Consider the following 20129-nt stretch of genomic DNA (forward strand, 5'->3'; position numbering starts at 1 on the left):
GAGGCCGTCATGACCACTGCAAGAAACTGGCTTTTGGACGACTCCCCCGCCTCGAAATTGCAGGCGAATATGGGCAACGCCTATCGCATGCTGCTGCAATTGCTGCGCAATCCACTGGCGGTGGTGGGGGCGGTGATCCTGCTGATGCTGATCCTCGCCGCGCTGTTTGCGCCTTGGATCGCGCCGCAGAATCCGCTGGGGCAGAACCTCGACGCCCGCCTGTTGCCCCCTTCGGCGGCGCATTGGATGGGCACGGATGAGTTGGGGCGCGACATTTTCAGCCGCGTGATCTATGGCGCGCGGATCACCCTGATGATCGTGGCCTTGGTCGCTGTCATCGCCGCCCCGCTGGGGCTGCTGATCGGCGCGATCTCGGGCTATTTCGGCGGCTGGACCGACAGGGTCTTGATGGGGGTGACGGATGTGTTTCTCTCCATGCCCAAACTGATCCTCGCGCTGGCCTTCGTCGCGGCCCTCGGGCCGGGGATCGAGAATGCCATCATCGCCATCGCCATCACCTCTTGGCCCGCCTATGCGCGGATCGCACGGGCCGAGACGCTGACCTTCCGCAACTCGGAATTCATTTCGGCCATGCGTCTGCTGGGCGCGTCGCACGGGCGGATCATCACGCGCCATGTGCTGCCGCTGTGTACCTCTTCGATGATCGTGCGGGTGACGTTGGATATGGCGGGGATCATCTTGACCGCCGCGGGGCTCGGCTTCCTTGGCCTCGGTGCGCAGCCGCCGCTGCCGGAATGGGGCGCGATGATCTCACGCGGGCGGACATTCATTCTGGACCAGTGGTGGGTCGCGACGATGCCCGGTTTTGCGATCATCCTTGTCTCGCTCGGCTTTTGCTTTTTGGGCGACGGGCTGCGCGACGTGCTCGACCCCAAACAAGGAGGCAAATCATGACCGCGCGCCTGCTGGAACTTAAAAACCTCTCCGTCAGCTTCCCCACCCCCAAGGGCCGGGTCGAGGTGGTCAAGGGGCTGTCCTTCACCCTCGGCCGTGAACGACTTGGCATCGTCGGCGAAAGCGGCTCGGGCAAATCCATGACCGGGCGGGCGATCCTGCGGCTGGTGCGTCATCCGGGGCGGCAACAGGCCGATGTGATGCGCTTTGACGGGATCGACCTGCAAAGCCAGTCGGAAAGACAAATGCGCCACCTGCGAGGGGCGCGGATTTCGATGATCATGCAGGACCCGAAGTTCTCGCTGAACCCGGTGATGACCGTGGGTGCGCAGATCGCCGAAGCCCTGCTGACCCACGAACGCCTCGCCCGGCGCGATGTGAAAGCGCGGGTGATCGAAATGCTGGAATCGGTGCGGATCAATGAGCCCGAGCGGGTGATCGACCTCTACCCGCACGAAGTCTCTGGCGGCATGGGCCAGCGCATCATGATCGCCATGATGCTGATCCCCCGCCCCGATCTGCTGATCGCGGACGAGCCGACCTCGGCGCTGGATGTGAGCGTGCAGGCTCAAGTGCTCGACCTCATCGACGAGCTGGTGCGCGACCACGGCATGGGGCTGATCCTGATCTCCCATGACCTCAACCTGGTGGCGCGCTATTGCGACCGGATCCTTGTGATGCACGCAGGCCAGGTGGTGGAAAGCTGCGCCGCCGCCGATCTGCACAAGGCCAGCCATCCCTACACAAAGGGCCTTTTGGCCGCGGTTCCGAAAATGGAAGAGACGCGCGATGAACTGCCCGTCCTCGACCGCAGCGCATGGAGCGGCACATGAGCGCGATTACACTCAAGAACCTCGACATCTCCTATGGGCAAACCAAGGTGGTCACCGGGATGAATATCGACGTGGCCGAGGGCGAAAGCTTTGCGCTGGTGGGCGAAAGCGGTTCGGGCAAATCCACGGTGCTCAAGGCCATCGCGGGGCTGGCCCCCGATTGGACCGGTGAGATTTCCGTACTCGGCCAGCCGCGCGGTCACAAGGTCGACCGCGCTTTTGCCGGGCAATGCCAGATGGTATTTCAAGACCCCTATGCCTCTCTCCATCCGCGCAAAACGGTGGATGGGGTGCTCTCCGAGCCGCTAATGATTCACGGGCTTGGCAACCGCAGCGCCCGCGTGGTGGAGATGTTGCAGGCCGTCGGCCTCGACAAACGTTTCCGCTTCCGCTTTCCGCATCAGCTCTCCGGCGGGCAGCGGCAACGGGTGGCCATCGCGCGCGCGCTGATGCTTGAGCCCAAGGTGATGCTGCTGGATGAGCCGACCTCGGCGCTGGATGTCTCGGTTCAGGCGGAAATCCTCAACCTGCTGAAACGGCTGCGCCGCGAACAGGGGCTGACCTATCTGATGGTCACCCACAATCTGCCCGTCGTCAGTTTCATGTGCGACCGCATGGCGGTGATGAACAAAGGCCGGGTGGTCGAGATCGCCCCGGCCAGCGCGCTGCATGACGGCAGCTTTACCGATCCCTATACCCAAGCCCTCTACGCCGCCTCGGGCGGCAATCCAGACCGCAAGGAAGCCCCATGACCGATACCACCGACGCAATGCAACGCTTTCAGACAGCGCTTGAGCAGGCGACCACCGAAACACAGGCCTTCGACGCGCTCTGCGCGCTGACCAAGGCCACCGCGGGGGCCAAACTCTTTACCGTGATGACCGCGGATATGGACGCGATGCTGGCGCGGCGGGTCTATACTGACGACGCCGAAAATTATCCCACCTCCGGCACCAAAGAGATCACCATCGACACTTGGTTCGAACAGGTCCACGGGCGGCAGGAATGCTTTGTCGCCAACACCTTGGCCGATATCGACGCGGTCTTTCCCGATGCGGAACTGATTGGCCGTTTGGGCTGCGCCTCGGTCGTAAACCTGCCGATCATCATCGGCGGCAAGATGGTCGCCACGGTCAACATCCTGCACGAAGAGGGCTACTACACCCCCCCCCGCGTGGAACAGGTCAAAGCGCTGCTGACCCTGCCTGCCATCGCCACCATGGCCGTGGTGCGGCAAATGGGCTGACGCCCGGAGCGGGCGCTGCCGAAAGAAGGCCGTCGCTAAAATGCGGCGGCCTTTTTGACTTGCGGCCCCGGCCAAAGGCCGCCACCATCCCGGCCAAGACGGAACCCATCGGGCATCGCTAAGGTTAATCTTATGAACATGCCCTAGGAGGAATGGCTCATGTGGACTTACGAACTCTTGATCCTGATCATGGCCGCGGTGGCGGCACTGGCATTCATGGCCAAGCAACGCCCCCAGCCTCGGAAGGTCCGCGCAATCGCGCCCCGGCCACGGGCGAACAAATTGCATAACCGCCGGTATTGAGGCGTCAGCGCGGCTAGAAGCGCCCCGTTACGGGCACTCCCGCGATTCCGCACTCGGCTTTCGGCCCCCGTCCTTGTCTCCCCGCCGGTTTCCGCCATGATGCTGGCAAAACCGGAGGGAGCCGACCTTGGACACCATTGAATATTTCTATTCCGCCCATTCCGCCTATGCCTATCTGGGGCATCGCAAGCTTTTGGAAATCTGCGCGACCCGCGGTGCGCGGCTGGTGCATCGCCCCTTTGACCTCAACCCCGTGATCGCCTCAGGCCGTGTCAGCCATTTCCGCGGTTTCACGCCCCACTATATCGACTATTTCTTTGGACGAGAGATTGAGCGCTGGGCGCAATATCGCGGGCTGGAGATTCTCAACCACCGCCCGACCCACCACGACAACCCACTGAACCTTGCAAACGGCTACCTGATCGCCGCCGCTCAGGCGGGGCGGGATGTCGATGCGCTTTCCTTTGCGATCCTTCAGGCCCATTGGCGCGATGATATCGATCTCGCGAATCCCGCGCACCTGCGCCGCGCGACTGAAGCGGTCGATTCTGAGTGCGACGGGCTGATTGCACGGGCGATGGAAGAGGATGTGCAGGCAATCCACGCGCAAAACACTGAAGAGGCCATTGCCCGCGGCATCTTTGGCTCGCCCAGCTATTTTCTGAATGGTGACATGTATTACGGCCAAGACCATCTGGAACTGATGGATCATGCCTTTGACCGGCCCTACCGCGACACGGGCTTCTACAACCCGCCGCGAGACGGATAAGACGCCCCAAAAGCGCCGTGTTCTTCAATTTTGGGCAGTGGCGGACCGAGGAGGATTCGAACCCCCGACCCCCTGATTCGTAGTCAGGTACTCTATCCAGCTGAGCTATCGGTCCACTGAGCGGGGGTTTAGTCTTAGCCCCGGGGAGTTGCAAGCCCTCGTTTCAAGGAAATGCAATTTTCTTCAAAAATCTACAGGGCGCCGTCCCCCTTGGGCAGTGTTATGTCAAAAACCGTACCTTCCGGCCCGCTGTTGCGCAGCGCAAGGCTGCCGCCGTGGCCGCGCACCAGTTCGGAAGCGATTACCAGCCCCAAACCTGAGCCACCCTTGCGCGCCCCGCCCTGAAAGGCGGTGAAGAGATGCTCCCGCGCCTTGGGCGGCAGGCCGGGGCCGGTATCGCTGACGGTGATGCACCATGCTTCGCCCATATCCTCGGCCCGCAGATAGACTTCGCCCGGTTTGCCGGTGGCGGTGATCGCCTGCCGGGCGTTACGCATGAGATTTGCCAGCACGCGGTACATTTGTTCAGGATCCGCACGCACGGTGAGATTCGCGGGAATATCAGCGGCAAAGCGCACGATGCTTTCGGGATCGGCAAGGCGTTCGCCGTCGATGACCTCTTCCACCAGTTCTTCGAGCGGCATGAGCGTCAGCGTCGGTCCCGGCTCTTCGGCCTTGCCGAAGGCCAACGTCGATTCGCATAGGTGCACCGCCCGGGTGATCGAGCCTACGAGTTTCGGGGCCATGCGTTTCACGGTCGGGTCTTCGGACATTTCGATCCGGTCGGTGAACAGTTGGGCAGAAGTGAGGATGTTGCGCAGATCATGGCTGATCTTGCTAACGGCGCTGCCCAATTGGGCCAAACGCTCTTTCTGTTTAAGCGCCTGCGTGAGGTCGGTTTGCAGCTTCTGAAGCGCCTCTTCGGCCTCGCGCAATTCGGTCACGCTGGCGGAAGGTTCAATGATCCGCCGCGCATCTTCGGGTGCGGCGGCATAGCGCTGCATATGCCCCGCCACCCGTTTGATCGGTTTCAGCAGCAAGGCCCGCATGGCAAAGAACAAAAGCACCGCCGTGATGACCGAGATCACCGCCGAAAGGATGAGGATGCGAATCCCGTAGTCGAGCATGGCGACACGCATGGGCGCTGTCTCCATCGTGACCTCAATCAGCAGCCCCGCTTCGCGCACCGGCGCGCCGATCACGCGGACCACCTCATTCCCCGGGCGGAACAGCCGCAGCATCGCATCGCGGATCAAGACCGTCGCCGAGGCATCGCGCAAATCATAGGTCTGCGACACCATGCGCGGCATAGGCGACGCCAGCACCAATTGCCGCGCCTCATCCCGGCGCAGCACCACGTTGAAGACCTCGGCGTTGCGCAGCAGCTCCTCTTCCAACTCCGGGTCGAGCATGTCGTCGGCCAAAAGCGCCAGCGACGCGATCTGCGCCCGCTCCAACCGCGTCAGCATATATTCCTCGCGGAACCGCGCGATGGAGGGGACAAAGATCAGCACTTCGGCCAGCATCACAAAGATGGTGGTGAGGATCAGCAGGCGGCCAGAAAGCGAGTGGATCATGGGCGTTCTCAGGGCAAAAAGCGCTGCACGGCGCGCACCACCGTTTTGACCAGAGCGCTTTCGAACAGGCGCGGGCTGAAATAGGCCCCCGCCGCGCGTTTGTTAATCTCCGAGATCGTGGGGTAAGGGGCAACCATAGCAGCAATCTGGCTCATCTTCATCTTATTGACCAGCGCAAGCGACCACAGGGTGATCAATTCGCCCGCCTGATGGCCGACGATACTGGCCCCCACCGGGCGGCCCTTGACCACCATCACCTTGATGAACCCTTTGGTCTGACGCTCGGCAATCGCGCGGTCGTTGTGGTTGTAATGGAACCGCACGACCTCCAGCTTGTCGCCATGCTCTTCGCGCGCCTGCGCTTCGGTCAGCCCCACCTGCGCCAGTTCCGGCGCGGCATAGGTGACCCATGGGATATGGTGCAGCTTCGTCTTGCTCGGCAGACCAAAGACGATCGAGCGGATCACCACCCCGGCATGATAACCTGCCACATGGGTAAATTGCAGCCCGCCTGCCACATCGCCGATGGCATAGACCCGGCGGTTGCTGCTGCGCAGGCTGTCGTCGACCTTGATGCCTGCCTTGGTGGTCTCCACCCCGGCCTTATCCAGATCGAGCCGGTCGATGTTGCTCTTGCGCCCCACGGCCATCAGCAGATGCGAGCCCTTGATCACGCGGCCATCCTTGGTCTCGACCGTGATCGCCCCCGCCGCACCGCTGACCTTGGCCGCATCGCTGCCTTCCTCGAAAACTACCCCCTCGTCCCGCATGGTCTGCAACACCACTTCGGACAGCTCGGGGTCATCCTTGCCAAGCGCGCGGCTGCCTTCGATCACGGTGACATTGCAGCCCATCCGCACATGGGCCTGCGCCATTTCGATGCCGATGGGGCCGCCCCCGATGATGATCAGATGCTCGGGCTTCTCGCGCAGATCAAAGAGGGTCTCATTCGTCTCATAGGGCACATCCGCCAGCCCCGGAATCGGCGGCACCAGCGGAGAGGAGCCGGTGGCCACGACGATGCGCCGCGCGGTGATGATGGTATCGCCCGCCTGCACCTCTTTATCGGAAATGAAACGCCCGTATTCGCGGATCACCCGCACGCCCAAGCCCTCGAACCGCTCAACCGAATCGACCGGCGCGATTTGCGAGATAACATCGGCCACGTGATCCTTGGCAGCGGCGTAGTCGACCACCCCGGCGGCGGCCTCCACCCCGTATTGCGCGCTGTGTTGCTGGGTATAGGCCGTCTTGCCGGTCTTGATCAGCGCCTTGGAGGGCACGCAGCCATAGTTCAGGCAATCGCCGCCCATCTTGTGCCCTTCCAGCAGGGTCACATCCGCGCCCATCTGCACGGCCCCCGCTGCAACCGACAACCCGCCAGAGCCTCCGCCGATGATCAGAACGTCGGTCTTGATACGGTTGGTCATTTCAGCAGATCCTTCTTCCCGGTAAATGTCTTGATCGCCACGGGCAGCAGCGACAGCACGCAAAGACCCAGAATGGGCAATAGAATATGCGGCTCGAAAATAATCCCAAGGTCGGGCGACTCACCCCGGGCGAAAACCGCACCTAGCCCTGCGCCCACCGAGGTAAAGACCAAGGCCCCCGGCATGATTCCGAAAAACGTCGAGATCACGAAGCGAAACAGCGGCACACCGAGAAAGGCCGGCAGCAGATTCGCGACAAAGAAGGGCACCACCGGCACCAGCCGGATAAAGAGGAGCATCGACCACTGGTTGTCGTCGATCCCCGCCTTGATCTTGCGCACCATGCCCTCAGAGGCGTCCATCCGGTCTTTCAACCGTGCGCCAAGGCCCCATTGCGCGGCCAGAAAGATCACCACCGCGCCCAAGGTCGCAGCACTGACATTATAAAGCACGCCCGGAAACAGCCCGAAGAGGAAGCCGCCCGTCAAAGTGGCCACCGTGGCCCCCGGCAGGGAGAAAGCCACGATCACCACATAGGCGGCGACAAAGACCAGCGCGGTCAACAGGTAGTTGCTGTCGCGAAAGGCGATCAGCGCCTCGCGATTGTCACGCAGCGCGTCGAAACTCAGGTAATCGCGTAGGGTAAAGGCCCCGATGGCTGCGACGACGGCGATCAGCGCAAGGGGCAGATAGCGCATCAGCGCGGGTTTACTTTGGTCATTGCGGCTCATTTTCACACTTCCTTGGGCCTGCATCAGACCAATTTCGCTTTCCTCAATGATGGCGTGAAGCGGGGTGCGGGAACAGGCTCCTCACGCGCGCTTGATGGGACTTGTGCGGGAAAGGGCGATTTTGCAAAGTTACGGGGTGAACTGAAACAATTCCGGCCCCGCAAACCGGCATTTTGTTGCAAAGCGCGGTTTTTCCCTGTCAGGGGGTTTGACTTGCGCGCCCCGCCGCATTAGAGGACGGGCTTGAATTGACGCTGGCCGCGGTGGAACCTTCAAGTGATTCCGTGCCCAGCCAGCTTTAGATGGAGACGGAGCGATGAAACGCACCTTTCAACCCTCGAACCTCGTGCGCAAGCGGCGCCATGGTTTCCGCGCGCGCATGGCCACCAAAGCCGGCCGTAAGATCATCAACGCACGCCGCGCACAGGGCCGGAAATCGCTGAGCGCATAAGCGCCCTCGATCTTCGGAACCAGAATATGACACCGCCGGAGGCACCCTTGAATGGCACTTGCGCCACGAAGGGGAACCCTGCCCCGGCGGTTTCTCTGCGTCTGGAGACCCTGACCAAACGGGCGGATTTCCAACGTGCCAGCCGCGCCAAACGCGTGGCCACCCCCGGTTTCATTCTGCAAATGCGACCCCGCCGGGAGGATGAGCCCAGCGCGGCGCCCATTCGCGTGGGTTTCACCTGTTCCAAGAAGGTCGGCAATGCCGTGGCCCGCAACCGCGCCAAACGCCGCCTGCGCGAGATCGCGCGGCTCACCCTGCCGCAGGCGGGGCGCGCGGGCATGGACTATGTCTTTGTCGGGCGGCGCGAAGCGACAGCCGCCCTGCCCTTTGACCAGTTGCTCGCCGATCTGGCCCGCGCGCTGGATATTCTGCATGGGGTCCGAAAATGACCCCCTTGGCCGCGCTTCTTGCCCTGCCGGTGCGCGGCTATCGGATGATCTTCAGCCCATGGGTCGGGCATAACTGCCGCTATCAGCCCACCTGCAGCGCCTATGCGCTGGAAGCCTTGCAAAAACACGGCGGGCTGCGGGGCGGATGGCTGGCCGCCCGCCGGATCGCGCGCTGCCACCCTTGGGGGCAAAGCGGGATCGACAACGTTCCCGATTAGCGCCGCGCTTGCGGCAAAGGGGCAAAATGCCCTAGGTGAAGCCAAGCTGATAGTGAGAGACCCGACGATGCTGGACGAAACCGACGAGATTCACCCCCTCTTTGCCGGTGCACCGCAAAGCACCGAGTTCAAGAAACTGCGCAAACGCATCGTCCGCATGACCCGCGAGGCGATTGATCAATACGGCATGGTGGAGCCGACCGCCCAAGGTGCGCCCAAGCCGAAATGGCTGGTCTGCCTGTCAGGCGGCAAAGACAGCTATACCCTGCTGGCAGTTCTGCATGAACTGCAATGGCGCGGCCTGCTGCCGGTGGAGCTTTTGGCCTGCAACCTCGATCAGGGGCAGCCGAATTTCCCGGCGACCGTGCTGCCGGAATTCCTTGAAAAGATGGGCGTCCCGCATCGCATCGAATATCAAGACACCTATTCGATCGTGATGGACAAGGTCCCCGCCGGGCGCACCTTCTGCGCGCTTTGCTCCCGCCTGCGTCGGGGCAATCTCTACCGGATCGCGCGGGAGGAAGGCTGCTCTGCCGTGGTGCTGGGGCACCACCGGGATGACATCCTCGAAACCTTCTTCATGAATCTTTTCCACGGCGGACGACTGGCGACCATGCCGCCCAAATTGGTTAACGAGGAAGGCGATCTTTTTGTCTACCGCCCCCTCGCCCATGTCGCGGAAAGCGATTGCGAGCGTTTTGCCACGGCGATGAACTACCCGATCATTCCCTGCGATCTTTGCGGCTCGCAGGACGGGCTTCAGCGGCAGCAGGTGAAGGCGATTCTCGACGGGTGGGAGGCCAATAGCCCCGGTCGTCGGCAAGTCATGTTCCGCGCGCTGATGAACGCCCGCCCCTCGCACCTGCTGGATCCCAAGCTTTTTGACTTCGCCGGGCTCATGCGGAACGTTGAGGGTACGGAGCAAGAACAATTTTAGATAACAATCCGCAAAAAAGCGGGTTCTGTTAACCCACAGCACACCCTAAAGGCGATATCCCTCCCCCGTCAGCGCAGGCATTGCGCGTATTGGGAAGGGATATCGCGATGGCAATTCACCGGCTTTCCGGGCTCACGCAACTGCGCCAGGCGTTCGCCGTTTTGCTCAGCGGTCAGGCCGCTTTGGCCTTCCTCCCCGCGCTGACGTTGCTGGCCTTTTGGATCGGCGGCGAAATGGCTCTGATCGCCGCCTCCGCTGCGCTGCCGCTTCTTTTCCTTGCGGGGCAGCGCTTTGGCGGGAATTCTCAGGCACCCCAAGACGCGCTCGGCGGCATCCTACAACGCAGCGCTTTTGAGGAGTTCGCCGAACAAGTTTTTCAAACCGCCCAATCTCGGGGGCGTTTGTCGGCCACATGTTTCATTGCGCTCGAAGGGCTTGACCAAATCATCGAACGCCACGGTCAAACCGCCGCCGACACGCTCGTGCGGCAAAGCGGCGAACGATTGCAGGGCGCCCTGCGCGACGATGATCTCATCGGCAAAATGGGAGAGGCGCGGTTCGCCGTCTGCACGGCCCCTGTACGGCAGCTTGACCTTGAACTCTGCATTCAACTGGCCGGGCGGCTACAATCCGTTTTGGAAAAACCGTTTTTCGACGATGGGGTTACGATCCACCTCACAGCCTCCGTCGGCTTTTGCCTTAACACCCGCACCCCGGGCGGGGATGCCGCCGCATGGCTTGCCGCCGCTGCCACCGCCCTGCGCAGCGCGCAGCGCCGCGGCCCCTCCTCCATTCGCGCCTTTTCCGACCAGATGCGCCGGGAAACCGAAAGCCGCGCCGAACTGCGCGCAGAGGTCGCGCAGGCCTTGGACAACGGCCAAATTCAACCATGGTTCCAGCCGCAAATCTCAACCGACACAGGCCAGATCACCGGCTTTGAAGCCTTGGCGCGCTGGAACCATCCGGTACAGGGCATGATCCCCCCTTCGGATTTCCTGCCCGCCGTCGAAGAGGCAGGCCTGTTGGAGCGTTTGGCCGAAGTCATGATGTACCACTCTTTCGCGGCCCTCAAAGCCTGGGACGGGTCCGGCACCATAGTACCGCAGATCGGGGTGAACTTCGCCGGGGGTGAACTTGCCAACCCCCGGCTCATCGACAAAATCACTTGGGAGTTGGACCGGTTCGACCTGTCCCCCGACCGGCTCGCCATCGAAGTACTGGAAACCGTCGTCGCCTCAACTGCCGACGATGTGATCACCCGCAATATCAACGCTCTGCGCAAGCTCGGTTGTCGCATCGATCTTGACGACTTTGGCACGGGCCATGCCTCCATCGCATCCATCCGCCGCTTTTCCGTCAGCCGGATCAAGATTGACCGCTCTTTCGTCATGAAAGCCGACCGCGACCCCGACCAGCAGCGCATGATCAGCGCCATTCTCACCATGGCCGAACGACTGGGCATTGAGACCCTCGCCGAAGGTGTGGAAACGGTGGGGGAGCATGTCTTACTCGCCCAACTCGGCTGCGACCATGTGCAGGGATTCGGCATCGCCCGCCCCATGCCCTTTGAGCAAACACTCGATTGGATCGCCCGCCACAACGCGAAACTGCAAGACGTGCCGCGCATCATGAATGGGCGTGCCACCTAGCGGGCTCTGTGCTTAGCACCGGCCCGGGGCATTAAGCGACGGTGGTCGCGACGGCCGAAGGGTCTGAGGCAGAGGAGAACACCCTGCACCCCGAAGTACGGTCACACCCTTCGTGCCCGCCTCGCTCAATGCCGGGGCCGCCGCTCCCCCGCAACCGCCCCCGGCGAAACTCCGCAAAACCCATGCCAGATGGACCAAAACCACCCTGCATCCCCCTTCATCCCGCCCGATTCCACTTGACCTTTGGCCCCGCACTCTGTTGAACCCCCGTGATATTCAAAGACATCAGGTGGCGGCCCCCATGGACGAACAGAACAAGAATCTCATCCTTGCCACGGCGCTCAGCTTTGCCGTCATCCTCGTGTGGTTCCTTCTGTTCCCGCCCCCTGAAGCCGACCCAGCATTGGAACCCGGTACCGAGATCAGCGAGACTGTCGAAGGCACTTCGGTTCCCGCCTCCACCGCCGATACCGCGGCCGCGCCCGGCACGGAAGATGGCGAAGGCGCCGCCCCCGAAGGCCGCCGCGCGGCACTGGCAGCAGCGCCTCGCGTGGCAATCGCGACAGACAAGGTCAGCGGCTCCATCTCGCTCATGGGCGGTCGGATCGACGATCTGAAATTGAACGATTACCAAACCACGCTCGACGCGGATGCCGAAATCGTGACGCTGCTCTCCCCCGAAGGGTCGAGCGATGCTTACTATGCGCTGCACGGTTGGGCCGCCGGTTCGGGCCTCGCCCCCGATGCCGCGCCGGGTGTCGACACGCTTTGGACCCTGAGCGAGGGCGAAACGCTGGGCATCGACAGCCCCGTGACCCTCACTTGGGACAATGGCGCCGGGCAGGTCTTTACCCGCACCATCTCGGTCGATGACCAATATATGTTCGACATCACCCAGAGCGTGACCAACAACGGCGAAGGTGCGGTGAACCTCGCCCCCTTCGGCATGATCGCGCAGCACGGGCTGCCCGAAGACCTGAAAAGCTTCTTCATCCTGCATGAAGGCGCCGTGGCCATGGCCAATGGTGAACTTTCCGAAGTCGATTGGGACGATATCGCCGAAGCCGATGTGAACAGCACCTGGGGCCGCCCCGCCGTGGTCACCGAAGGCGTCACCGAGGGCTGGGTCGGCTTTACCGATCACTATTGGCAGGCGGTGCTGATCCCCGACGCGGGCGAAACCTTTGAACAGGCGCTCACCTATGATCCGCGCGCGGACACCTACCGCGCCTTCACCCGCCAGCCCACCCGCTCGGTCGCGGCAGGCGAAAGCGTCAGCACCTCCAGCAAGTTTTTCGCCGGTGCCAAGGAATGGGAAACCCTTCAGGATTACCAATCCTCCGGTGTTGCCAAATTCATCGACAGCATCGACTGGGGCTGGTTCTTCTTCCTGACCAAGCCGATCTTCTGGCTGCTGCATGAGCTCAACAAACTTATCGGCAACATGGGTGTCGCCATCATCGGCCTGACGCTGCTGATCAAGGCGGTCCTCTTCCCGCTGGCGTACAAATCCTACGTCTCCATGGCGCGGATGAAAGAACTTCAGCCCGAGATGGAAAAGCTGAAGAAAGAAGCGGGCGACGACCGTCAGAAGATGCAACAGGGCATGATGGAGCTCTATAAGAAGAACAAGGTGAACCCAGCTGCGGGCTGCCTGCCGATCCTGTTGCAAATTCCGATCTTCTTCTCGCTCTACAAGGTGATTTTCGTCACGATCGAACTGCGCCACGCCCCCTTCTTTGGCCCGTTCCAAGACCTCAGCGCGCCCGATCCGACCTCGATCATGAACCTCTGGGGCCTCTTGCCCTATGCCGCGCCCGAGCCGGGTTCGATGCTGGCGCTGATCTTCATCGGCATCCTGCCGCTGCTCTTGGGTATCTCCATGTTCTTGCAGCAAAAGCTGAACCCGGCGCCCACCGACCCGACACAGCAGATGATCTTTGCGTGGATGCCTTGGGTCTTCATGTTCATGCTGGGCGGTTTCGCGAGCGGCTTGGTGGTGTACTGGATCGCCAACAACACGATCACTTTCACCCAGCAATATCTGATCATGCGCAGCCAGGGGTACAAACCTGACCTTTGGGGCAACATCAAAGGCGGCTTCAAACGCACGCCCAAGAGCGCTGCCGCCAATGCGGATGCCAAGCCCAAATCGGGCAAGTCGAAAAAGTGATGCAGGTCACCGCGCTCAACCGGCATCCGCTCAAGGCCCATGGCCGCGAGACGGTTGAGCGTGTGACCCTGCGCGCCGGGCAATCCATGCCCTACGACCGGCTCTGGGCCGTGGCCCATGACGCCTCCAAAGCCGCGCCGGGAGACTGGGCGCGGTGTTTGAATTTCACCCGGGGGGCCTCTTCGCCGCAGTTGCAGGCGATCACGGCCAAGCTGGATGAGACCACTGAGATGCTCACTCTGCGCCACCCGACGCGCGGCGAAATCACCTTTCACGCGGATCGCGAACAGGCTGCCTTCCTCGACTGGGTGCGCCCGCTGGTGGCCGAAGGCCGCGCTGCCCCGGTGGATATCCTCCGCCTTGATGGCCGCGGCTATACCGACAGCGCGGAGCCGACGCTCTCGCTCAACAGCCTCACCTCCCATCGCGCCGTCGAAGAATTGGCAGCTGCCCCGCTGCAAACCGCCCGCTGGCGCGGCAACATCTGGTTTGACGGTGCGGCCCCTTGGGCCGAGTTCGACTGGCTGGGGTGCGATCTGAAAATCGGCGAAGCACGGCTGCATGTCTCCAAACGCATCACCCGCTGCCTTGCCACCACCGTCAACACCGACACCGGCGCGCGCGACGTGGACACGCTCGCCGCACTCGACCAATTGGGTCACCGGGATTTCGGTGTTACCCTGACCGTCACCAAGGGCGGAGAGATCGCCGTAGGCGACGAACTGGAGCTGATCTGATGCAAGTGAACTACACCATCGCCGAAGAGCCCGACGCGCCGAGCGCCGAGAAGGGCCGGATGCTTTTCGCCGGGGAGACGACATTCGTCAAAGGCGTGGTGGCGATGGACGGGCTGCCGCCCCCCGACCGAATGGAGGTCTGCTTTGCCGGGCGCTCCAACGTCGGGAAATCGACGCTGATCAACGCCCTGACCGGGATGAAAGCGCTGGCGCGGGCGTCGAACACGCCGGGCCGGACGCAAGAGATTAACTTTTTTACCGCCGGGGAAGAGCACTACCTCGTCGACCTGCCGGGCTATGGCTATGCCAATGCGCCGCTGCCAGTAGTCGAGAAGTGGCAGCGTCTGCTGAAACAATACCTCTCGGGCCGCCAGACCCTGCGCCGCGCCTTCGTGCTGATCGACGCGCGCCATGGGGTCAAGAAGGTCGATGATGAGATCATGTCTTTGCTCGACAGTTCCGCCGTCACCTTTCAGGTCGTGCTGACCAAGGCGGATAAGGTCAAAGAAGCCGAACGCGCGAAGATCCTAACGCAGGTGAAAGACGCGCTGAGCAAACACCCCGCCGCCTACCCGGAGATTGTCGTGACATCTTCGGAAAAGGGCTGGGGCATCCCTACGCTGCGTGCCATCATCGCCACGCTGGTATAGCACCTCCCGCCGCTATCGGCTTCCCATGGGTCAACAGATGAGAACGCAAGACATGAACCGCGACTGGATCGCCACCGCCCAAACCCTCAGCCAAGCTCTGCCCTTTTTGCAACGCTACGCCGATGCCACCGTGGTCATCAAACTGGGCGGCCATGCGATGGGCAGCGACGAAGCGATGGACGAATTTGCCCGCGATGTCGCGCTGATGCGGCAGGTGGGGGTGAACCCGGTGATCGTCCATGGCGGCGGCCCGATGATCAACGACATGCTGGCGCGGTTGAACATCAAATCCGAATTCGTGAACGGCAAACGGGTGACCGATGCCGCGACCATGGAAGTGGTCGAGATGGTGCTTTCGGGCCTTGTCAACGCGCGGATCGTGCAGGCGATCTCGGAGCAAGGTGGCCGCGCGGTTGGTGTTTCGGGCAAAGACAGCGGGTTGATCGTTTGCGACCCCGAAGACCCCGCTCTAGGCCTCGTGGGCAACCCGACACAGGTCAACCCGCGCATCCTGCGGGACTTTGCCGACAAGGGCATCATTCCCGTCATCGCGCCGCTCGGCATGGGCCACGGGGGGGAGACCTATAACATCAACGGCGACACCGCCGCTGGCGCCATCGCGGGCGCGCTGGAGGCCGACCGCTTGCTGTTGTTGACGGATGTGGCGGGCGTCAAGGACGGCAACGGAGAGGTTGTGACCGACCTCACAGCGAGCCAGATCAACGAGATGATCGCCGATGGCACTATTGCGGGCGGGATGATTCCCAAAGTGCAAACCGCGCTGGACGCGCTCGAAGGCGGTGTGCGGGCGGCGGTCATCCTCGACGGGCGCGCGCCCAATGCCTGCCTGTTGGAGCTTTTCACCGAACACGGCGCGGGCAGCATCATTCGCAAGGGCTAGGCCCAAAGCGCTTGCCCCCTGCCCCTGCTTCGCGCCTATGATGGGTCGAGCAGTGAAAGGAACGACATGCGCCGCCTGATCCTGATGCGACACGCGAAATCGGACTGGTCCCATGGGACCGGCGACCACGACCGCCCCCTGAACGCCCGCGGGCGCGGGGCGGCCCAAGCCCTTCGCAATTGGCTGCGCGCAGAGGCGCTGCTGCCTGATGCGGTGCTCTGCTCAACGGCGGCCCGCACCCGCGAAACCTGCGCCCGCTTGGCGCTGCCTGAGGGTTGTCAGGTGGAGTACCTGCGCGAACTCTACCTCGCCGAGCCTGATCAGATCATCACCAGCCTGCGCCAGCGCGGCACGGGCAACACCCTGCTGCTGGTTGCGCATAACCCCGGCATCGCCGCTGCCGCCGCAGGGCTGTTGCAGCAGCCGCCCGAACAGGAAGCCTTTGATCGCTACCCCTCCGGCGCGACGACGGTGATGGATTTCGCGGTTGAATGCTGGGCCGAGGTGGCCCCCAGCAGCGGCCTGCTGCACGCCTTCACCGTCCCCAAACAACTGTTTTGAAACGCAAACGCCCCGACCAAATGGCCGGGGCGCAGGTTTTACCTTGGTCCGATTTTCCCGGTTCAGTGCCCGAGAATCTGGCTCAGGAACAGCTGCGTGCGCGGGCTTTGCGGGTTGTTGAAGAAAGCCTCCGGCTCGTTCTGCTCAACAATCTGGCCTTCGTCCATGAATATCACGCGGTTCGCCACCTGACGGGCAAAGCCCATCTCATGGGTCACGCAGAGCATGGTCATGCCCTCTTCGGCAAGCTCGATCATCGTGTCGAGCACCTCCTTGATCATCTCGGGGTCGAGGGCCGATGTCGGCTCATCGAACAGCATGACCCGCGGGCGCATGCAGAGCGAACGGGCAATCGCCACACGCTGCTGCTGACCGCCCGACAACTGGCCGGGATACTTGTTCGCCTGATCGGGGATCTTCACCTTTTCAAGGAAATGCATCGCCGTTTCTTCGGCTTCCTTCTTGGGTGTCTTGCGGACCCAGATCGGCGCCAGCGTGCAGTTCTCAAGGATCGTCAGATGCGGGAAGAGGTTGAAGTGCTGGAAGCACATGCCGACCTCTGAGCGGATCTTGTCGATGTTCTTGAGGTCCGAGCTTAGCAGCGTGCCGTCGACCTCAATGGTGCCCTTCTGATGCTCTTCCAGCGCGTTGATGCAGCGGATCAGCGTCGACTTGCCCGAGCCCGATGGCCCGCAGATCACGATCCGCTCGCCCCGATGCACGGTTAGATTGATGTCGCGCAGCACGTGGAAGGCCCCGTACCACTTGTTCATGTTGTCGATGCGGATCGCGACTTCGTCGGATACTTTCATTTGTGCGGTCTCAGCCATGCGAGAACCCTCCCTTAACGATGGTCAGTCGCAAGACGGCGTTCCAGCCACTGCGAGTATTGAGAAATGCCGTAGCAGACGATGAAGAACAGCACGGAAGCAAAGAGGAAAAGCTCCCAGTAGACGCCGTTCCAATCGGTCGAGGCGAGGATCGGACCGCGGATCATGCCGATGATGTCGAACAGCGAGATCACCGAGACCAGCGTGGTGTCCTTGAACAGGCCGACCGCGATGTTGACGATGCCCGGAATCGAGATCTTCAGCGCCTGCGGCAGGATGATCAGCCGCATCGCCTGCGGGTAATCGAGGCCAAGGCTGTCGGCGGCTTCATACTGACCCTTCGGCAACGCGGCGAGACCGCCCCGGATCACCTCGGCGATATAGGCCGAGGAGAACATGGTGATCATGATCACAACGCGGATGAAGAGGTCGACGCCCGAACCCGGCGGGAAGAAATAGGCCAGCATCACGTTCGCCACGAAGAGCAGCGTGATCAGCGGCACGCCGCGGACGAACTCGATGAAGACCACGCAGATGCCCTTGACGATCGGCAGGTGCGACTGGCGGCCAAGCGCCAGCGCGATGCCGATGGGCAGCGACAGCGACACACAGGTAATGCCCAGCATCATGTTGAGCATGAAGCCACCAAGGTCACGGCTCGGGATCGATTGCAGCAGGGGCGATGCGGGGCGCAGCGCCTCGCCAATAAAGCCGCCGATATACCAGACAATCACCGCAGCGACGACGCCGCCCGCCAGCGCCATGGCAAAGCTCTTCTGCACCAGACGGCTATAGACGACATAGCCCGCCACGACGCCCAAGAGCGCGAAGATCGGCCCCCAGATCGGCCCGCCCCAGATCAGCCAGAAGGCAAGGAACGGGTAAACGCCGGTGAAAAGCAGCAGCTTGCGCGGCAGGTCAATGAAGAGCACGGGGGCCGCGGCAAGGAACAGCAGCACCAGCGCGAGGGTGGGACGCCAGTATTGGTCGCTGGGATATTTGAAGCCGAAGAGCAGTTGATGCCAGCGCTCGCTCAGCACCGAGAAACAGGCCCCGGTCGCGCCGTCCAAAATCTCACGACATTCCGACAGGCTGCTCGCCGACCAGACGCCGTTCAACAGCCACGGCAGAGAGCCGGAGACCAGAAGATAGAGGAAATAGAGTGCCACAATCGTCAGGATCGCATTCGCCCATGTCGGGAAAAGGTTGTCCTTCACCCATTTCAGTGGGCCGCCGACCTTATCCGGCGGGGCCACAGGCGGCAGCGAGGTTTCACGCACGAAGGCGATGGATTCAGCATGTGTGTCTGACATGGCTTAACGCTCCTTCAGCTTCGTTGCGTTGTTGTAGACGTTCATCACCATGGAGATGCCCAGCGAGATGACGAGGTAGAAGAGCATCAGAAGAACCACGCATTCGATCGCCCGCCCGGTCTGGTTCAGGGTGATCCCGCCCAGCGTCGCGGTGATGTCGGCATAGCCCACGAGGATCGCCAGCGAGGAGTTCTTGGTGATGTTCAGGTAGTTCGAAATGAGCGGCGGGATGATCACCCGCAGCGCCTGCGGCAGCACCACAAGGTTCATGATCCGGCCCGACCGCAGGCCCAAGGCAGCAGCGGCTTCGGACTGGCCCTTGCTGACCGCTTGAATGCCGGCGCGGACGTTCTCGGCGATAAAGGCACCGGTGTAGATCGACAAGGCGAACCACAGCGCGATCAGCGGCGCGCCGATCTGGATGCCGCCGCGGAAGTTGAAGCCCTTCAGCGCGGGGTAATCCAGCCCGATCGGCATGCCCATGATGAAGAACATGATGATCGTCGGCAGCAACAGGATCGCGACCGAAGGCCAAAGCATCGGCAGCAGGCGACCGGTGTCATAAAGCAGCTTGGTCGCATAGCGGCGGTAGGCGAAGACGCCGATCACCGAGGCGACAAAGGTCGCCACCACGATCATCGACCCCGGCCCCCAGACCGGCCCGGGAATATAGACGCCCCGGTTGGTGAAGGCGAAAGAGCCCAGCATCATGGTCGAGGCCGGATCGTCACCGCGGAAGGCCGAAGGCGCGGGCATGGCGGCGGTCATGATGGTGTAGATGATCAGGATCCAGATCAGCACCGGGATGTTGCGGAAAATCTCGACGTAGCCGGCCATCAGCTTGCGCACGAGCCAGTTGTTCGACAGGCGCAGAACCCCGGCGATCACGCCAAAGATCGTGGCCGTGACGCAGGCAAGGAAGGACACCAGAAGCGTGTTGATGATCCCGACCCAAGCCGCCTGAAGGTTCGACGATTGGCTGGTATAGGGGATCAGCGTCTGGTTGATGTCATAGCCCGCCGGATTGCCGAGGAACTGGAAAGAGATGTTCAAACCGGCGGCGCGCAGGTTCGCGGCTAGGTTCGATCCCAGATACCAGATCGCCGTGACCAGCAGCGCCAGCGCGATCACCTGAAAGGTGATCGACCGATAGCGGGTGTCGCTCAACAGCATAGATGGCCGGAACGACGCCTTGGGAGGGTCGGAGAATGTCGTCATGTATGTATCCCTGTGTTCCGGCTTGTTTTTTATCGGTGCATTTGGCGCACCTTGGCCGAATCATTTTTGGTCGTAGATCGATTTATCTCGATCGTGGGTTTTTATTGTCTCGTTGGGGTTTCGTCAGTCGTTTTTTTGACCGTTCTTCTTGTCAGTAGGGAGCTTTTGCTGGCCAGAGGCAGGCAGCCCCACCGGCCAGAGGCGCAAGGGGCGCAGGAATTCCTGCGCCCCTCGCTTC

The 20129-nt window shown here is 62.1% G+C and carries 21 protein-coding genes and 1 tRNA gene; 15 read left to right on the forward strand and 7 right to left on the reverse strand.

Annotation, left to right across the window (positions count from 1 at the left end):
* The first annotated feature begins 9 nt into the window (after positions 1 to 9).
* From ACGYK2_RS08020 to ACGYK2_RS08040, 5 genes are all read left to right on the forward strand, one after another.
* Positions 10 to 915, forward strand: coding sequence for an ABC transporter permease (locus ACGYK2_RS08020; RefSeq protein ID WP_271688273.1), 906 nt, complete (start codon positions 10 to 12; stop codon positions 913 to 915).
* Positions 912 to 1748, forward strand: a complete 837-nt coding sequence (locus ACGYK2_RS08025) for an ABC transporter ATP-binding protein (protein WP_276154273.1) — start codon at positions 912 to 914, stop codon at positions 1746 to 1748. Before ACGYK2_RS08020 ends, ACGYK2_RS08025 begins: the two co-directional genes overlap by 4 nt.
* Positions 1745 to 2500 carry an ABC transporter ATP-binding protein gene (locus ACGYK2_RS08030; RefSeq protein WP_271688275.1) on the forward strand — a complete coding sequence of 252 codons (756 nt, stop codon included), beginning with the start codon at positions 1745 to 1747 and terminating at the stop codon, positions 2498 to 2500. The genes ACGYK2_RS08025 and ACGYK2_RS08030 overlap by 4 nt, the downstream gene beginning before the upstream one ends.
* Entirely contained in the window at positions 2497 to 2994 is a 498-nt protein-coding gene (locus tag ACGYK2_RS08035) for a GAF domain-containing protein (protein ID WP_271688277.1), read from the forward strand. Before ACGYK2_RS08030 ends, ACGYK2_RS08035 begins: the two co-directional genes overlap by 4 nt.
* 430 nt (positions 2995 to 3424) lie before the next feature.
* Positions 3425 to 4066: a 2-hydroxychromene-2-carboxylate isomerase gene (locus tag ACGYK2_RS08040; protein ID WP_271688278.1), complete on the forward strand. Its 642-nt coding sequence runs from the start codon at positions 3425 to 3427 to the stop codon at positions 4064 to 4066.
* Positions 4067 to 4104: 38 nt separating this feature from the next.
* Here the strand turns inward: ACGYK2_RS08040 and ACGYK2_RS08045 are convergent.
* From ACGYK2_RS08045 to ACGYK2_RS08060, 4 genes are all read right to left on the reverse strand, one after another.
* A tRNA-Arg gene (locus ACGYK2_RS08045) sits at positions 4105 to 4181 on the reverse strand.
* 76 nt (positions 4182 to 4257) lie between these two features.
* Entirely contained in the window at positions 4258 to 5643 is a 1386-nt protein-coding gene (locus ACGYK2_RS08050) for a HAMP domain-containing sensor histidine kinase (protein WP_067267467.1), read from the reverse strand.
* Positions 5644 to 5651: 8 nt separating this feature from the next.
* Positions 5652 to 7073 (reverse strand): NAD(P)/FAD-dependent oxidoreductase, encoded by a 1422-nt coding sequence (locus ACGYK2_RS08055; RefSeq protein WP_271688280.1) that lies wholly within the window; start codon positions 7071 to 7073, stop codon positions 5652 to 5654.
* On the reverse strand, positions 7070 to 7804 hold the full coding sequence (locus tag ACGYK2_RS08060) for a TVP38/TMEM64 family protein (protein ID WP_271688281.1): 735 nt from the start codon (positions 7802 to 7804) through the stop codon (positions 7070 to 7072). The genes ACGYK2_RS08055 and ACGYK2_RS08060 overlap by 4 nt, the downstream gene beginning before the upstream one ends.
* A 316-nt stretch (positions 7805 to 8120) precedes the next feature.
* On the opposite strand from ACGYK2_RS08060, the gene rpmH reads away from it, so the two are divergent.
* The 10 genes from rpmH (at position 8121) to ACGYK2_RS08110 (ending at position 16530) form a co-directional block, all read left to right on the forward strand.
* Positions 8121 to 8255 (forward strand): 50S ribosomal protein L34, encoded by a 135-nt coding sequence (gene rpmH / locus ACGYK2_RS08065; protein WP_007118882.1) that lies wholly within the window; start codon positions 8121 to 8123, stop codon positions 8253 to 8255.
* A gap of 26 nt (positions 8256 to 8281) precedes the next feature.
* Complete coding sequence (rnpA, locus tag ACGYK2_RS08070; protein ID WP_271688282.1) at positions 8282 to 8704, forward strand: ribonuclease P protein component; 423 nt, start codon at positions 8282 to 8284, stop codon at positions 8702 to 8704.
* Positions 8701 to 8922, forward strand: coding sequence for a membrane protein insertion efficiency factor YidD (gene yidD, locus ACGYK2_RS08075; protein ID WP_271688283.1), 222 nt, complete (start codon positions 8701 to 8703; stop codon positions 8920 to 8922). The genes rnpA and yidD overlap by 4 nt, the downstream gene beginning before the upstream one ends.
* Before the next feature lie 67 nt (positions 8923 to 8989).
* Positions 8990 to 9859 carry a tRNA 2-thiocytidine(32) synthetase TtcA gene (gene ttcA, locus ACGYK2_RS08080; RefSeq protein ID WP_067267458.1) on the forward strand — a complete coding sequence of 290 codons (870 nt, stop codon included), beginning with the start codon at positions 8990 to 8992 and terminating at the stop codon, positions 9857 to 9859.
* A 107-nt stretch (positions 9860 to 9966) separates the two neighbouring features.
* Positions 9967 to 11508: a bifunctional diguanylate cyclase/phosphodiesterase gene (locus ACGYK2_RS08085; protein WP_271688284.1), complete on the forward strand. Its 1542-nt coding sequence runs from the start codon at positions 9967 to 9969 to the stop codon at positions 11506 to 11508.
* A gap of 301 nt (positions 11509 to 11809) precedes the next feature.
* Positions 11810 to 13681: a membrane protein insertase YidC gene (gene yidC / locus ACGYK2_RS08090; RefSeq protein ID WP_271688285.1), complete on the forward strand. Its 1872-nt coding sequence runs from the start codon at positions 11810 to 11812 to the stop codon at positions 13679 to 13681.
* Positions 13681 to 14418 carry an MOSC domain-containing protein gene (locus tag ACGYK2_RS08095; RefSeq protein ID WP_271688286.1) on the forward strand — a complete coding sequence of 246 codons (738 nt, stop codon included), beginning with the start codon at positions 13681 to 13683 and terminating at the stop codon, positions 14416 to 14418. The genes yidC and ACGYK2_RS08095 overlap by 1 nt, the downstream gene beginning before the upstream one ends.
* The gene (yihA, locus tag ACGYK2_RS08100; RefSeq protein ID WP_271688287.1) at positions 14418 to 15068 is read left to right on the forward strand and encodes a ribosome biogenesis GTP-binding protein YihA/YsxC; all 651 of its coding nucleotides are present in this window, start codon (positions 14418 to 14420) and stop codon (positions 15066 to 15068) included. Before ACGYK2_RS08095 ends, yihA begins: the two co-directional genes overlap by 1 nt.
* A 37-nt stretch (positions 15069 to 15105) precedes the next feature.
* Positions 15106 to 15969: an acetylglutamate kinase gene (gene argB, locus ACGYK2_RS08105; protein WP_209218368.1), complete on the forward strand. Its 864-nt coding sequence runs from the start codon at positions 15106 to 15108 to the stop codon at positions 15967 to 15969.
* 66 nt (positions 15970 to 16035) lie between these two features.
* Entirely contained in the window at positions 16036 to 16530 is a 495-nt protein-coding gene (locus ACGYK2_RS08110; protein ID WP_271688288.1) for a histidine phosphatase family protein, read from the forward strand.
* Between the two features lie 62 nt (positions 16531 to 16592).
* On the opposite strand, the gene ACGYK2_RS08115 is transcribed toward ACGYK2_RS08110, so the two are convergent.
* The 3 genes from ACGYK2_RS08115 to ACGYK2_RS08125 are packed head-to-tail and all read right to left on the reverse strand — an operon-like array spanning position 16593 to position 19891.
* On the reverse strand, positions 16593 to 17360 hold the full coding sequence (locus ACGYK2_RS08115) for an amino acid ABC transporter ATP-binding protein (RefSeq protein WP_067263096.1): 768 nt from the start codon (positions 17358 to 17360) through the stop codon (positions 16593 to 16595).
* 14 nt (positions 17361 to 17374) lie between these two features.
* On the reverse strand, positions 17375 to 18673 hold the full coding sequence (locus tag ACGYK2_RS08120; protein WP_271688289.1) for an amino acid ABC transporter permease: 1299 nt from the start codon (positions 18671 to 18673) through the stop codon (positions 17375 to 17377).
* A 3-nt stretch (positions 18674 to 18676) separates the two neighbouring features.
* A complete protein-coding gene (locus tag ACGYK2_RS08125) occupies positions 18677 to 19891 on the reverse strand; it encodes an amino acid ABC transporter permease (protein ID WP_067263100.1) in 1215 nt (404 codons plus the stop codon).
* Between the last annotated feature and the right edge of the window lie 238 nt (positions 19892 to 20129).

The organism is Sulfitobacter sp. 1A10359 (genome assembly GCF_043558145.1).
In the GTDB taxonomy this organism is placed as follows: Bacteria; Pseudomonadota; Alphaproteobacteria; order Rhodobacterales; family Rhodobacteraceae; genus Sulfitobacter; species Sulfitobacter faviae.